The sequence below is a fragment of the Arcicella aurantiaca genome, from assembly GCF_003148625.1.
In the GTDB taxonomy this organism is placed as follows: domain Bacteria; phylum Bacteroidota; class Bacteroidia; order Cytophagales; family Spirosomataceae; genus Arcicella; species Arcicella aurantiaca.
This window is the reverse complement of the sequence record NZ_QGGO01000003.1, coordinates 53,581-69,434: the sequence shown is the minus strand read 5'-3', so window position 1 is coordinate 69,434 and position 15,854 is coordinate 53,581. Positions and strand designations below refer to the sequence as shown.

The window sequence follows — 15,854 nt, the reverse complement described above, 5'->3', positions numbered from 1 at the left end:
AATATTTACAATTAATATCGGTGGTTTGATGGAATGTAACGGTAAGTAATAATGAGAAATTAACAATTAATTGATAACAGACATTTCTTCATTTTGATAAAATACAGACACTTCGTCTAAAATACCGATGATTTCTTCGTAGCTCATTGAAGTTACCAGTCTCATTCTGAATTCTTTGAAATGCGAAATTCCTTTAAAATAATTGGCATAATGACGACGCATTTCTACAATACCCACATGGTTTCCTTTCCAACGAATACTAAAATCTAAATGTTTTCTACAAACGTCAATACGGTCGTCGATAGTTGGTGGAGCTAATTTCTCACCCGTTTTGAAAAAGTGTTTTATCTCGTTGAAAATCCAAGGATAACCAATCGAAGCACGTCCAATCATGATGCCATCTACTCCATAACGATTACGATATTCCAATGCTTTTTCGGGCGAATCAATATCTCCATTACCAAAAATTGGAATTCTAATTCTTGGATTTTCTCTTACTTTGGCAATCAAACGCCAATCGGCATCACCTTTGTATAATTGAGCCCGTGTACGCCCGTGAATAGTAAGTGCCTCGATTCCAATGTCTTGTAAACGTTCTGCAACTTCTTCAATATTCTTGGTGGTATCGTCCCAACCCAAACGAGTTTTTACGGTAACAGGCAAATGTGTTGATTGAACAACGGCTTTTGTCATATCCACCATTTTAGGAATATCTTGTAATAACGCTGCTCCTGCTCCACGGCAAGCCACTTGTTTTACAGGGCAACCATAATTTATATCAATCAAATCGGGCCCTGCTTTGGTGGCAATTTCACCACAGACACGCATGGTTTCAACATCAGAACCAAAAAGTTGAATTCCGATAGGGCGTTCGTATTCAAAAATATCCAATTTCTGAACTGATTTTGCAGCATCACGAATTAATCCTTCCGAAGAAATAAATTCGGTGTACATCAAATCTGCTCCGTTTGCTTTACAAACAGCACGGAATGGCGGGTCAGAAACATCTTCCATTGGTGCTAACAACAAAGGAAATTCGCCTAATTCTATGTCTTTTATTTTAACCATAACTTTGGGGGTTAGGGGTTTGTTGTTAGGATTTAGAGATGAAATATCTATTTTGCAATAAAACTATCCCCTAAGCCCTAACACCAAACCCCTAATTTTATGTAAATTTACAACCATTATGACACAATTCGATAATTTTCAATCACAAACTGAACGTCCACTGCTTTCTAAAATCCTAATTTTAGTTGGTTTCACTTTCGTATTCATGACTCTTGGGTCGATGATTGGCATTGCTTTCTTTTCTTATATGACAGGAATGCCTCTTCAGCAAGTCGCTGAATTTCAGAAGCACCTCAACGAATATCAAAATATGTACGATGGCGTAATGGCACTTCAAACATTTTCAACGCCTCTTCCGTTTATCGTTGCCTCTTTGTTTTATTGGTATTATATCGAAAAACAAAGCATTCATGCTTTAAGTTTCCACGAAGCAAAACCGCTTGATTTTGTATTAGTGGCTCTTTTGGTGATTGGATTTATGGGTTTTGATGCACTGATTATTGAAATGAATCAGAACATGAAATTGCCAGAAGCATGGAAAGGACTTGAAAAAGCGATGAAAAATAGCGAAAACGCTACTGCCGAATTGACTAAATTCTTAACCGATTTTCATTCAATATCTCAACTAATCGTTGCTTTGGTAGTAGTTGCGGTTTTAGCAGGTGTTAGTGAAGAACTTTTATTTAGAGGTGTGCTACAAAATATCGTGCTAAAAGCTACTAAAAATCCTCATGTAGCTATTTGGTTCTCAGCATTTACTTTTAGTTTTATTCACTTCCAATTTTTTGGTTTTGTTCCAAGAATGTTGTTAGGTGCATTGTTTGGTTATTTGTATTTTTGGACAAAAAGCCTTTGGATTCCAATTGTTGCCCATATCGTAAATAATGGTTTTACACTTATCATGGCTTATCTGAGCGATATGAAAATGGTAAATGTAGATATTGAAGATACAAAATCCGTACCTTTGAGTATGGCGTTAGGGTCTTTAATTATTACTATTTTATTATTGAGATGGTTTTGGATGAATAGAGTTTCCGAAACAAATAAGGCTTAAAATTCTGAATTTATGAACGATTGGAAAAAAATATATGAATCGACAAGCCCAATAAAAGCTCAATTAGCAAAAGCCTTTTTAATTGATGAACATAATATTGATGCTGTCATTATGAACAAACAAGATAGCTCCTATTTATTTGGACTTTGTGAGGTACACGTTCCTCTTCAAAATGCCGTTTTAGCCAAATTTTTAGTAGAAAACGAAGCAGGTCTTATGTAGAGACGTTGCCTGCAACGTCTAATTTGCCTGCAACGTCTAATTTGCCTGCAATGTCTAATTTGCCTGCAACGTCTAATTTACCTGCAACGTCTAACGCTATGTTTTATAGAAATCAAATTGGGTTGACCTGCAATGTCTAACGATATTTATAAAAATCTACGATAATTTAGACGTTGCAGGCAACGTCTCTACGGAGAAAATATTAACCATAATCATTAAATGAATACAAAATTACAATCAATGTCGAACCTGCAACAGCGGGTTATTGCAGCGGTTATTGCTGTACCTTTTCTAATATTTTGCATGGTTTTTAGCGACTGGACGTTTTACGGACTTTTCGCTTTGATTGCTATTTTGGCACAATTAGAATTTTATAAGTTATTAGGTTTAAACGGAAATGAACCACTTACCTATTATGGTACATTTTGTGGCTTTGTGTTGGTTACCATTACATTTTTGATTGAAAAGGGCGTTATTCCAGAGGCAAATTATTATATTCTTTCGCCTTTAATGACTTTGATTTTTTTCATTAAATTATACAAAGCTCAAGACGATAAACCTTTCAGAAACATCGCCTATACATTTTTGGGCGTTATTTATGTGGCTTTGCCGTTTGCTTTGGTTATTATTTTGGCATTTTTAACGTACAGATTTAGCTGGCAACGTCCACTGGGTTGTTTGTTGCTTTTATGGGCGAGCGACACAGGAGCATATTTTGCAGGAACAAAATTTGGCAAGACAAAATTATTTGAGCGAGTTTCTCCTAAAAAATCATGGGAAGGTAGTGTAGGTGGATTTTTAGCCTCAATGATTGTTGCGTTTGTTTTATCTCAATATTTCTTAGACCTTAAATCATGGCAATGGTTCGGTTGTGGAGCAATCATTGTAGTAGCAGGGACTTATGGAGATTTGGTAGAATCACTTTTCAAACGTAGTATCAAAATTAAGGATTCAGCCTCAACAATTCCGGGTCATGGTGGTTTCCTCGACCGTTTTGATGGACTTTTATTGTCAATTCCATTCATTATTACATTTTTGAAATTGTTTTCTTAGCATATATAGAGTATGACATAACTTATTGGAATTGGAACTTCCCGAAAGTTTAAAACTTTCGGGAAGTTGAGCCAAATTATTAAATTTTACTTCTAATAAGTTATGTCGCTGTCTATAAAAGGGGTTAGGAATTGGGTTTTAGGGCTTAGGAATTAATAATCTTCTAAGCCCTAAAACTAATACCTTAATTACGCTAAAGATTAGAAATACGTTAAAATCTGTTAAAGACAAACCATTTTATTATCAGCATCGTTTATTTTGTGTAAGTTTACATTCTTCTATATTATTTTAAGATGTCGAAACAAAATCAACATATATCATTCAGCAAAAAAACAAAAAGAACAGTCAATCGTAAACAGTTGTCTATTAGCTTTTTAGCATTATTTTTTGCAACATTCCTAAGTCTTTCAGCACTTGGTCAGCACAATAGTGGTTCAATAGTATTTCAAGGAAAAGTAGTAGCGGCTCGTACCTCAGAATTCCTCCCCAATGCCTACGTTTTCAACGCACAGTCGGGCAGAGGAGCATTGACAGACGACTTAGGAAATTTCACTTTGTACGTTTATCCGGGAGATAGTTTGGTGTTTAGTTATGTTGGTTATAAGAAGAAATATTATATAATTCCATATATTTTAGAACAGACCCAAAGTGCCATTATTCACATGGCAGAGGAAATCCGTCAATTAGCCGAAGTAAAAGTCTATCCATACAATACCGAAGAGGCTTTCAAAAAGGCATTTTTGGATATGAAATTGGAAAATGAAGCAGGCAGAAGAGCTTTAGAGAAAAATTTAGAGCAATCAAATCTGAATGTTTTGGCTTTGCAAGCTGGTTTGAGTGGAGCAGGAAATTTCCGAAACTTCTCTGACCAAATGACGTATGGAATGGCAAACAGAAATTTCGTTCAAAGTCCAATAATGGCATTGACAAACCCATTTGCATGGATGAATTTCATCAAATCGGTGAAAAATGGAGATTTGAAACGAGACGATTACAAAAAAGCCTACCAAGATGCTCCAACAGAAGGAATTTCTCGTCAGAAATTTATGTCAGAATTGAAAAAAGGAAATTGATTATCAGGGGTTAGGTTTTAGTTTTTAGGGGTTAGTATTCTCAGTCTATAGATATTATCTTTAAAACTAATTTCAGAATTTGCCATCTGATACCCAAAACCTAACTCCTAAAACCACTATTAATGGAATTTATTACCGAATCTTACCGTATCAGAATTACCGAAGTTGATGCTCACAGCAAATTAACTATTCCCGCTCTTAATGGACTTTTACAAGAAATGGCTTGGCGTCATTCGGTCGTAGCCAAAGTTTCAGTTCATGATTTATCCGCCCAACATAATATTTCTTGGGTACTTTCACGCTTAAAAATCTGGATTGACCGCTTGCCCAATTACGACGAAACCGTAACGGTGAAAACTTATGTTCAAGAAATTGACAAATACTTTTATCACCGTGATTTTAAGGTTTTTGACCAAGAAGGTAACGAAATTATCAGAGCCAATAGCGTTTGGGGATTGATGGATATTGTACGCCGAAGAATTACCTCTGTACCCGACTGGATGCGTGCTATTACGCCAACTGATACCAATGAAAAGTACGTAGAGAAGGTATCGGGTAAGATTTTGGGAATCAGTAACGTAGAAACAGAAAGACGATTTGACATTCGCTGGCATGATATTGACTCAAATCAACACGTTAATAATACCAAATATGTAGAGTGGCTTTTGGAAAGTATTCCGACCGACATTTTAAATAATGGTACTCTTCGTTCTATTGATATGATTTTTAAGAATGAAAGCGTTTTTGGCGATAAAATAACCACGCAAAGTCAAGCAATTGAAAATGGGTTCATTCATCGAATCTTGAATCAAAATGGTCAAGAATTGGTAACTGGAGAAACTATTTGGTAGTAGCACAGGAATCCTTGCAGTGTAGTCAAGTGTTAAAGACACAGAAAGGATTCCTATGCTACTTTTTCAAAATTTTACCTGCTCTACTCCTAAATCCTGCCGATTGAAAAGGGAATTGTTCTTCCAAAATAAAGTGTAATTCTTCTTTTAATTCAGGATAAAATTGGGTCAAATTATCAATAATTGTCATCGAAAAAACCTTAATGGCTACCGCTTCAGTAGGATTACTCAAATAAGTAAAACAAATTTCTGCCAATATTCCATGTAAATCTTCTGGAATCTCAATGTTTTGCAAAACCCTCACCGTATTGCGTTTTATAGCATCGTGTAGCCCGTCACTTCGTAAATTCAAAATGAGTTTTTCGATATAAGGTGTTATCAAAAAATCCCAACGGTCGATACAATGAATCATGATACCCGCCGCATATTGATTTTTACGAGTATTTCCATCAAAAAATACGTCCATTAATTCCGCAAAATGTTGTGGAGAACCATCAATCCAATGAAGAATTCTTTGGGTTTCAGCCTGAGAATTGTATTCGGGAAGCGTGTCTTTCAGATTCATTAAATTTGGGTCTAATTTATTAATGACAAATTTAATGAGTTGCTTTGATTAAAATTATCGTTGAGCTACCAAAGCCATTGAAGCAATACTCGGTTTTTTCAAAATATATTGAGCCATTACAGGAAAATGGTCGGAGAAATTAATAGTTGGAATGGTTTTACAAGATTGAACTTGCCAATCTGAACTAAAAAATTGTTGGTCAATCCGCACACAATACGGATGACGATTGAGCGTAAAGCCAAGTCCTTGTCCAGCTTCTTCAAAGGCATTTCTGAAATTTAAACTCAATTTACCATAAGTATAACTGAATGGCGTTTCATTAAAATCTCCACAAATAATAACAGGGTATTTACTACCAACTACGTAAGATTCTACTTCCGCCACTTGTTCATCACGAGCATTAAAACCTTCTTTCAAACGTGTCATGGTATCGGCAATTTCAAAAAAGAAACGTTTAACATCTCCTTGTTTGAAGGCATCAAAAGCCTTGTTTATCCTCACTCCCATCGACCAAAGATGTGTGTTTACAATTCTGACAGTATCATTTCTGTAAACAATATCCATACAAATAAAGCCATTGATATTAGGAGCATTTTCTCTATCCCAAATTTTAGCGTATTGTTTCACGATGGGATATTTGGTAAAAATGGCTAAGCCAACCGCTCTATCTGCTGAGAAATTGGTCAATTTTACCACTTTATTATTGTACTGATTTTCAATTTGTTGGTTAGGTGAATATTCCTGAAAACAGGCAATATCTGCTTGCAAATCAGTTAAATTATTGTCTGCAAATCTTGAAAAACTTTCACTATTAAAGCTCAATACATTTAAAGAATTGGTAGTAATATTTTGTGTCTTTTCGTTGCTAATACCTACAAATCTTTTAAGAATTGGCAAGGCACATAAAACCCACACAATACCAATTGTAGCCATCATTTTTTGTTTTTTAAGCCATAAATAAACAAAGGCAAATGTGGCAAGGATTAATGCAAAAGGCAAAGACATCATGATGAAACCTGCTATCCAATGATTGAAAATGGGATGGTAGCAAAAGGACATCGAAACGAAAAGGTAAATTAAGCAAGAATAGGCTTTTGGATATTGATTAAAGAAGTAAAATGCGTTTTTTAATCCATCAAAAGTACCTCTTGACAACTCTTTGCAAAACTGCAAGAGGAAACTTTTATAATGATGAATTGACGGCAACATATTTTGGGGAATTTATTTTATCAAAAAAGAAATAAGTCCTAAATAATAAATCTTTAGCTTTTGAGCGAGAGAAAGATTATTTAGGACTTAAAAATTACGCTTCATTATTTTACTTCAAAAGCTCCATTTCCAATCTTAAAACCTTCTGAATATAACTCAATGCTATATTTTCCTGCTTTGTAAGGCGAACCTTTTCCGTAAAGAATATCTACTTTTTGGTCATTATTTTCAAATGGAATTCCTTGTTTTACGCTATATCCAACTTCTTTTCCATCAAATTGCAATGTTCCACCTTTTCCGTCTTCGCTAACAACTGCACCATTTTGGTCAAGAATTCTTACAAAAATATCCTTTGTGTTTTTCTCAGCAACAGGATTTGAAGGCATGATAAATGAGATTTTCAAACGGTCAACTTTTGAAGATTTATACAATCCACCTTCACGAAGTTTTCCATTAGATGCCATTGCAGCCACTTGTACATTAATTGCTTTCATGGCAGTTGCTAAAGTTACTTTACGTTTCAAATCGTCATTCTGAGCAGTATAAGAAGCAACCGTTTGTGTTAAGCCTTCTTTCTCAGTTTTCAAACCTGTATTTTCAGTAATTACTTGTTGTTTCTCTTCTTCAAGTGTTTTTGTACGAGCCAAAAGAGTACCGTTTTCTTCTTTCAATTTTCTGATGTCATCATCTTTTACTACTAAGAAGTTTTCGTATTCTTTGATTTTTGCATCGTATTTAGCCACTGAGAAATTGAAATCTGACTTCAATTTTTTCTTATCTGCTTCTAATTGAGCTTTTACGTTTTCTAATTCTTTAATATTTCCACCTAATTGTTTCACTTCGGCAATTTTAGTATCTAATGCACGTGAAATTGAATCAAGTTTAATTTGAGTTGATGACAATTCTTCAACTTTAGTAGTTAATGATTTTTGGAGTTCAAAAGTCTCGTTTCTTGCTCCCATGAACAAATAACTTAATAAAGCGACTACTCCAATTAATACGCCAATGGCAATTTTAAAAATACCTTGATTGTTGTTAGATTCCATGTTGAGTTGATTTTGAGATGGTTTTGTTTTACAATACAAATCAACAAAATGGAAGTTAAAGAGGGGTTAAAGCCAAATTAAAATTAGCTTAAAGTGTAGCTGAGCATGATAAATTATTAGGTAGTGGCGAATAGCATTCGCCAATTGTATAATTCTACTGGCAAATACTATTCGCCACTACTTGACTGATTTGGCAACACAACCTTAAACGTTGTGCCTTCTTTTACGGAAGTTACTGAGATTTCGCCTTGATGCAAACGAAGAATTTGAGACACAATGGCGAGTCCAACACCGTGTCCATGAGCAGCTTTTGCGGTGGCGTTGCTTCTGTAAAAAGGTCGGAAAATATACGGTAAATCAGCTTCTGGAATGACAGCACCTTTATTAAAGACTTGAATGATAATGTGAGTATTTGTCACAGAGAAATCAACTTTGGCAGAATTATTCTCCGAAAATTTACAAGCATTATCCATTAAATTCATGAATACAATTTTCAAAGAAGCCTCACTTCCTTGTACAATCAGTAACTCTTCATTATCAGGGAAATCGTTGAAATTTAGCTCAATTACATAATCATCATGCCATTTTTTCAATTGCATTTTAGCATCCCAAAGTAATTCATCAACTCTAATTGGGGCTTTTTGAATACTATCTGGACTAACAACGGTATTTGCCAAATTCAATAAAGTATTCGTTAGTTGAATTAACGTTCTGGTATCCTGTTGCAGCGACCGAAAGTCTTGTTCATAATCTTCTACGTTTCGTTTTTGCAATAAAGTAACTTCAATTTGAGAATAAATTTTTGTCAATGGATTTTTCAACTCGTGCGAGACATTGGCGATAAACATTTTTTGCATGACAAGTGCATCTTCCGTTCTGTCGAGCAATTGATTGAAAGTGGCAACCAACAAACCAATTTCATCTGAACGGTTGGGGTGTTCTACTCGATTTTCAATATTGTCTGGAAAAATCTGATTTACTTGTTTAATAATTCCCGACATTGGAGCGAGTGCTTTATCAGCAAAAAACCAGCCCGAAATCCCTAATAAAAGGATTCCGACCAAAATCATGACAAGCAGAATTTTCCGTAAATCTTCCAAAGCATCGTTACCGTTCGTATCAATGGCACTCACAAAAACCCAATTGGTATCGTTACCATTTTTTACTTTTACGCCAATAATTTGGTACTGATTAAAACGCTTGTAAATAGTTTGGGGATTGCCTTGAAGCAGTGGAATAAATACTTCGGCTGTCAATGAATTTGCTTGATTGGCAGAGAAAACAACTTTTTTGAGGCGTTCATTATAAACGGCAATACTTTCATCAGTGAGTAATTCTCGGTCAGAAATATTGACCAATTTCATAACCGTTGTATCCGCAGCATTGAGGTCAAAAAGTAGCGTAGTGGTAGTAATGGCACGTTCTTGGAGACGTTTGTAAAAGCGTTTTTCAAGATATAATCTGCTAAAAAAATAAACGCCCACAGAAAAAATCAGCAAAATAGCCGTAGCCAATGCCATAAATTGATAAGTAAGTCGTGAGCGAATGTTGAGCATTACGAGACAATTTTTAGTACATAACCCATGCCTATTTGTGTATGAAGTAATTTCGTATCGAAGTCTTTATCAATTTTTTTACGTAAAAAATTCATGTAAACTTCAATCACATTGGTACCTGTATCAAAAGTAATATCCCAGATTTTTTCGGCTAATTCAACCTTAGAAATTACTCGACCTTGATGACGGATAAAATATTCTAACAAAGTAAATTCTTTGGCTGTCAATGGAATTTCTTTGCCCGCACGTACAACGGTTTTAGTATCTAAATCCATTTCTAAATCGGCAACTTTCAACAAATTTGTATGAACAATACTTCCCATTCTGCGAGTTAAAGCACGAACTCTTGCCATTAACTCTTTGAATTCAAATGGTTTAGCTAAATAATCATCAGCTCCAGCATCTAATCCCGTAATTTTATCGTCGGTAGTTCCTAAAGCAGTTAAGAGAAGAATTGGCGTATCGACGCCTTCTTGGCGAAGTTTTTTGCAGAGTTCCAAACCGTTGAGCATCGGTAGGATAATATCAGAAATAATTAGAGCATATTGATGACGAGTTGCCAACTGAAAACCCATCGAACCATCGTAGGCAATATCAACCTCCCATTGCTGTTCCTCCAAACCTTGTTTGATGAGTTGTAGCGTTTTTACTTCGTCTTCAATTACTAAAATTTTCATCTGCTTAATTTGTGCGTTATTAAAAGTAACACAGACTTTAGTCTGTAAATGATTATACAGACTAAAGTCTGCGTTACGAACTACCCTCAAAATTAGGCAATTAAATAGAAAAACGGATTCAAATACAGTGATTTGAGTCCGTTTTTAAGGTAATTTTAATATTAGATTTTAATAGCCAAAGTTGCTAACTTTCTTAAAAGTTAACAACTTTCAAAATTCATTTTACAAAAACTTCACTTCTATTCTACGGTTCAATTTTCGGTTTTCGTCAGAAGTATTGGGTAAATATGGACGATTTTTTCCGTAACCTTCCGATTTCATTTTGGTAGGATTTATACCTTTTTCAACCAAATAATTCACCACTGATTTTGCTCTTTTTTGTGATAGAATTACGTTATCAGCATCTTTTCCAACGTCGTCGGTATGTCCAGAAATTTCGATAGGTATATCAGGGTTTGTTTTGAGTAAAGTCACCAATTTATCCAATTCAACGGTTGATTCGGGCTTTAAATCCCATTTTGCCGTATCAAAAAAGATATTATTTAGAATTTCTTTGGCGTTTTGCTTGATAGGTTCAAGCGGAATATCAAGCACTTTATCCCGACCAATTTTATCGGAAAAATCAAAATTTAAACTCTTGAAAAAATAGCCTTTTTTACTCACAAAAACGGCGTATTCTCCCCCACTCGGCAATACGGAAGTGTATGTTCCTGTTTGCGAATCTGAGTTTATTTTGCCCACTAATTCATTATTTTTCAACAAAATCAACTCAATATCTGCCTGTAATTTTTGCTTGGTTTGAGCATCATAAACTGTTCCTTTCAAGAACGATGTTGCTCTAAACTTTGCTTGTAAACTTTCTGGAACGTCAATTTCTACAATCTTTGCCCGACGATATTTATCATCTTGGTCACGTTCCAAAGAATAATAGGCCTTTTTGCCATCGGCAGTAATAAACAAAGCAACTTGGTCTTCGTGGGTGTTAAGAGGGAAACCTAAATTTTCGGGATTTGTCCATTTACCATTCTGATTTTCAGAAAAATACAAATCTAAACCGCCCATTCCCACGAGTCCTTCGGACGAATAAAAAAGCGTTTTTCCGTTGGCATGAATAAAAGGCGAAAGGTCGTCTTCGATAGTATTAATGGTTGTGCCTAAATTAACAGCTTTCCCCCAAGCATTCGTCGAATCAATTTTAGAAACCCAAATATCCCGTTTTCCCAAACTACCTTTTCTATCCGAAACAAAGTATAATGTGCGACCATCGGCGGACAATGAAGGCTGAGATTCCCATTCGTTAGAATTAATATTTGAACCTAAATTTTGGGGTGAAGTCCAATTTTCTCCTTGTTTATAAGAAATGAATAAATCGCAACTTCCAAAACCTTTACGACCTCCGCAAGAAGTAAAAACCAATGTGCGACCATCCGCAGAAATTGTAGCAGTTCCTTCGTTTTGTGGCGTATTAATTTTATCAGAAATTGAGATTGGAGCTGACCAAACAGAATCTTTTCTAGTAGAAACATACAGATTCTCCTCACTATCTTGATTTCCCGTAAAAATGAGCGTTTCACGGTCGGCAGTAAGGGCAGGAAAATATTGAGATTGAAATCTATTGACCGTTTTGGGTAATTCTAAAGGATTGATAACTAAAGGTTTATTTTTCATTTCTAAAGCAAAGAGACAATTTTCCAATTGCTTTGTAACTCGCTTGGTAGGATACCCAGAACTCGTTTTCATTCTTTCCATGTACCTTCTCAAATAAGGTAATGCTCTTTCATAATCGCCTTTTTTTACATACAAATTAGCTACGTTTTGAATAGCGTTCATCGTAATGCTTGAACCATCATTAGAATTAATTGATTTCTCATAATTCAAAATCGCATTCCCAAATTGACGATTTTGTTCATATAATTTCCCTAATTGAAAATACGGTTCAGCAAATAATTTATCTCGTTCAATGGCTTCCTCAAATTCTGAAAAAGCCATTTCAATATTGCGGTTTTGAAGTGCATTCATACCTTTTTCATAGGCATCAATGGCTTTTTTATTATTGGACGAAAGAGGAACTTGAGAATAAATTTTGGGCAATAAAAAGGCTAAAAAGAATAGGCTAAAAATGATTTTCATAGTTCTTTTGGAATTGTCTTTGAACTTTGAATTAACGAGATTTTTTGGTTTGTATTGTTTTAAATCTACATACAAACTATTCATTCTTAATTCTCTTTAATTATTTGTTAATTCCAGTCTTATGTCATTGATTGATGCAGTATTTCCATAAATACTTCCTTTATACTTGCCAATAAATGCTTCAATTTTAATATTATTTTCCAATCTTAATTTTTCGGGTAACAATAAAATGAATTTGCCATTTACGTCTGTCTTTACATTAGACTCTCCTGCTTCGATAGTAATACCTTCAAGAATATGATTTCTTCTATCTGCAAACCAAATCTTTCCTTTCAGACAGCAACGAGAACTTTCAGGTTCAATAATTAATGTAGCTTTCTCCTCCCTAAGCTTTATAGTATCTTTTTTAGTACCATTATCAAACTGCCAATCCCCATCAGAAGGTAATTGAATATATGCTTCTCCATCTTTATACTTTGCAGCAATACTTGGAATTGATATTCCTCCTTTCGAATCAATATCGTATGGATTATTAGCAGTTCCATACCTAAAATTAATTTTACTATTTTTTAAAGGTGAATCTCCATCTTTATTTTCTAAGAAGATGCTATAATTGAAAGATGAGGAATCATTTTTATTATAGAACCAAAACCACAGTCCACTTGAAAAAATGACCATAAAAGCCGCTAATCCATGCGTTGCATATATTTTGCCATCATTGTAAATTATTTTACCTGAAATTGTTGTTGCTAATATCCCTGATGATAATGAAAGAATAGCAATTGTAATAAAATATTGGAGAGAATTGGATATATTTTCTCTTAAAAAATATGTCAACCAGATAAGTAATCCTATTCCTATTATTGCACTAATTATGAATTTAGATGAAATTTTTGGCATACTGTTTAACAAGATTAGGGTATTTGAAAATGGGTTTATTATTTCTCTAACATTTTACGGATTTTACTAACCTCCTTATGAGTAATACCCTTTCTTTCAAATATTAGCAAATCCCTTAAAATTAATCTTTTTTCAGTTTGAATATCAATTTTAGAAAAAATTGCTTTAGATTCTTCAAACTTACCTTGAAATAATAAAGCAAATGCTAAGTTTGAATTTATTGACGTATCTTGATTATTAGCAAAAGAACTTTCTCTTGCAGATTGTTCAGCACTTTTAAAATCCTTTGCTAATAATTGATACCAAGACAAATTATTAAGATTTAAAGATAATATTTTTGGTTCTTTAAAAGGCTTAATTTTAAAGAAATGAACAATTTCTTTCTGTAATAAAACTCTACGAGTAGCGGTAGAGTCATCTTTTATAATCTCAGGAAATGTTTTTATAATTTCATAAGAACGTTGCCAATAATCATTTTGAGTAGTTGAATTCGGATTAGTTAATGCTATTTTTTCATAAGTATTAACCATCATAATTAATAAATCTATCAACTTACTATATTCTGTAGAATCCCTGAAACAAAAAACTTGGTATAGGTGTATAAATTGAGTTTTTATTTCTAAATATTTAATAGAATCTTTTTTTTCTAAAAAATCAAAATCGTTTAAACTTTGTTCAAATACATTGTGCAATTGTTCTTTATTTTGAATATTTAGGTAAAATTGACTCAAATTATCGAGTAATATATGATGTTTTTTAGCATAAGGTATAGGATTAGATAAGAACAATTTTCTACTAATATTTAATGCTTGATTATAGTTGATTTCAGCTTTATTATTTTGCTTAATTTTTTCGTTACAAATTCCTAAATTCAAATAGATTTCAATAAGGTCTTTTTCATAACCGCTTGGATTCTTTTTCGCTAACTCAGTTTTTATTTTCAAAGATTTTTCAAGATAGATTATTGATGAATCACATTTTTCAAGATTTGCATATAATGAACCCAAATTATTTAAAACTAAAGCCTTAATATCTGTATTAAACGTAGAAGGCTTTTCTTTTTCTAAATAGTCGCATATTTCTAAGGCATATTGAAGTTTTTCTCTTGCAACCTTATTCCCTCGACCAATCATAATGCTACCTAAATGGTTTGAACTTCTCGCAACATCCAGCAAATACCTGTATCTATTCTTTCGGTCAACAATTAAAAGACTTTCATATAAAGCAAATGCTTCTTGAAAATATTTTTGTGCTTTTTCATCTTCTTCTTCATTGAGATATACAATTCCAATGCTACTCAGTGTATTAGCAACACTTGGAAGATATTCTGGATTATAAAAAGCAAAACATTTTCTAATTGCTAATGAAGCCTCGAAGCAAATTAGTGCACTATCTTTGTCATCAGCATGGATATAATAATTACCCAAATTATGTAATAGCGTAGCCTTAAAGGAACTGTCAGGATTTACAGCTAATCCTCTAATATATAAAGGTTTCGACTTCTCAAATTCATTTTGATTATTCCAAAAATTACCAAAATTAATTAGAACATCAATATTATTAGAATCAGCTTCGTATGCTTTTTTATACCAGAATTCTGTACCTTTGAAATCATATATAAGTTCCGATAAGTCTGCTTTAAATAAACATTTTTGGATGTAAATACTCTTCTTTTTAAAAGCATCTCTTTTTAGTAATTCAGCTAATTTTTCTTCTTGCAAATATTCAAGTCTATCTTTTTCAAGATTTTCATTACTAAGAACTTTCAGAGATTGTTCAAATTCACCCTTTATAAAAAGACTATAAGCATTTTTAAGGACGTCGTCATCTACATTTGGTGGAATACTTGATAATAAACTTGCTATTTTTTGAGCTGTTTCAAGTTGATTTTCACGTTGAATATGAATTTTAGTAATTATATCGTTTAATGAATCAATTTTGAAAATAAGAGCATCTTTTTCTTTTTTATGACTATCATTTAACGTTTGTATTTTCTTTAAATAATCATTAACAACATTGGTTATATTTTCTATTTGTCCAGATTGTTTAGCATCAATTGTAAAGGATGCTTGTCGCTGATAATATTTAGATGCAAATAGATCTCTCACTTTATCCTTTGAAAGAATTATTTCCAAAAATGCGGTTCTATCTTTTTTTAATGTGTAAGAAGTAGTTTCAAGGCTATTAACAACGGAGTATCCATTAATAATGGTAGTAATTTTTATAACATCACCAGTAACCTTATTATGAGACTTTCTAAGATTTGGAAACACTACAAATCCATCATTATCTGAGGATACACTTCCAATTCCATCTATACGAATACTTACATCTTTTAAACCTTTTCCATCTTTATAGTTTTCACATACACGTATTCTAAACTCTTCCTGTCCCCAAGAAAAATGAGTAGTAAACACGATAAAAAATAGCAAAAATTGCTTCATAAAATT

14 protein-coding genes are annotated in these 15,854 nt (G+C 33.5%); 5 read left to right on the top strand and 9 right to left on the bottom strand.

The window, feature by feature from the left end; translation table 11 throughout:
- Positions 1-66: 66 nt before the first annotated feature.
- Positions 67-1,068 carry a tRNA dihydrouridine synthase DusB gene (gene dusB / locus LV89_RS03555; RefSeq protein WP_109741495.1) on the bottom strand — a complete coding sequence of 334 codons (1,002 nt, stop codon included), beginning with the start codon at positions 1,066-1,068 and terminating at the stop codon, positions 67-69.
- A 118-nt stretch (positions 1,069-1,186) separates the two neighbouring features.
- On the opposite strand from dusB, the gene LV89_RS03550 reads away from it, so the two are divergent.
- The 5 genes from LV89_RS03550 to LV89_RS03530 all read left to right on the top strand — a co-directional run bounded on the left by LV89_RS03550 (position 1,187) and on the right by LV89_RS03530 (position 5,321).
- The gene (locus LV89_RS03550; RefSeq protein WP_109741494.1) at positions 1,187-2,122 is read left to right on the top strand and encodes a CPBP family intramembrane glutamic endopeptidase; all 936 of its coding nucleotides are present in this window, start codon (positions 1,187-1,189) and stop codon (positions 2,120-2,122) included.
- A 12-nt stretch (positions 2,123-2,134) separates the two neighbouring features.
- Positions 2,135-2,344 (top strand): putative signal transducing protein, encoded by a 210-nt coding sequence (locus LV89_RS03545; RefSeq protein ID WP_109741493.1) that lies wholly within the window; start codon positions 2,135-2,137, stop codon positions 2,342-2,344.
- Positions 2,345-2,563: 219 nt separating this feature from the next.
- Positions 2,564-3,397 carry a phosphatidate cytidylyltransferase gene (locus LV89_RS03540; protein ID WP_109741492.1) on the top strand — a complete coding sequence of 278 codons (834 nt, stop codon included), beginning with the start codon at positions 2,564-2,566 and terminating at the stop codon, positions 3,395-3,397.
- A 293-nt stretch (positions 3,398-3,690) separates the two neighbouring features.
- Positions 3,691-4,470 (top strand): carboxypeptidase-like regulatory domain-containing protein, encoded by a 780-nt coding sequence (locus tag LV89_RS03535; RefSeq protein ID WP_109741491.1) that lies wholly within the window; start codon positions 3,691-3,693, stop codon positions 4,468-4,470.
- A gap of 122 nt (positions 4,471-4,592) precedes the next feature.
- Positions 4,593-5,321: an acyl-[acyl-carrier-protein] thioesterase gene (locus tag LV89_RS03530; protein ID WP_109741490.1), complete on the top strand. Its 729-nt coding sequence runs from the start codon at positions 4,593-4,595 to the stop codon at positions 5,319-5,321.
- Positions 5,322-5,379: 58 nt separating this feature from the next.
- Here the strand turns inward: LV89_RS03530 and LV89_RS03525 are convergent, their stop codons facing one another.
- The 8 genes from LV89_RS03525 to LV89_RS03490 all read right to left on the bottom strand — a co-directional run bounded on the left by LV89_RS03525 (position 5,380) and on the right by LV89_RS03490 (position 15,848).
- Complete coding sequence (locus tag LV89_RS03525) at positions 5,380-5,886, bottom strand: HEAT-like fold family protein (RefSeq protein WP_109741489.1); 507 nt, start codon at positions 5,884-5,886, stop codon at positions 5,380-5,382.
- A 54-nt stretch (positions 5,887-5,940) separates the two neighbouring features.
- Positions 5,941-7,095, bottom strand: coding sequence for an endonuclease/exonuclease/phosphatase family protein (locus LV89_RS03520; protein WP_109741488.1), 1,155 nt, complete (start codon positions 7,093-7,095; stop codon positions 5,941-5,943).
- A 104-nt stretch (positions 7,096-7,199) separates the two neighbouring features.
- Positions 7,200-8,141: a DUF8428 domain-containing protein gene (locus LV89_RS03515; protein WP_109741487.1), complete on the bottom strand. Its 942-nt coding sequence runs from the start codon at positions 8,139-8,141 to the stop codon at positions 7,200-7,202.
- Between the two features lie 167 nt (positions 8,142-8,308).
- Complete coding sequence (locus LV89_RS03510; protein ID WP_109741486.1) at positions 8,309-9,697, bottom strand: sensor histidine kinase; 1,389 nt, start codon at positions 9,695-9,697, stop codon at positions 8,309-8,311.
- Complete coding sequence (locus LV89_RS03505) at positions 9,697-10,374, bottom strand: response regulator transcription factor (protein ID WP_109741485.1); 678 nt, start codon at positions 10,372-10,374, stop codon at positions 9,697-9,699. The genes LV89_RS03510 and LV89_RS03505 overlap by 1 nt, the downstream gene beginning before the upstream one ends.
- Before the next feature lie 222 nt (positions 10,375-10,596).
- Positions 10,597-12,504 carry an OmpA family protein gene (locus LV89_RS03500; RefSeq protein WP_158279501.1) on the bottom strand — a complete coding sequence of 636 codons (1,908 nt, stop codon included), beginning with the start codon at positions 12,502-12,504 and terminating at the stop codon, positions 10,597-10,599.
- 96 nt (positions 12,505-12,600) lie between these two features.
- Entirely contained in the window at positions 12,601-13,404 is an 804-nt protein-coding gene (locus tag LV89_RS03495) for a hypothetical protein (RefSeq protein WP_109741483.1), read from the bottom strand.
- A 38-nt stretch (positions 13,405-13,442) separates the two neighbouring features.
- The gene (locus LV89_RS03490; protein WP_109741482.1) at positions 13,443-15,848 is read right to left on the bottom strand and encodes a tetratricopeptide repeat protein; all 2,406 of its coding nucleotides are present in this window, start codon (positions 15,846-15,848) and stop codon (positions 13,443-13,445) included.
- Positions 15,849-15,854 lie beyond the last annotated feature (6 nt).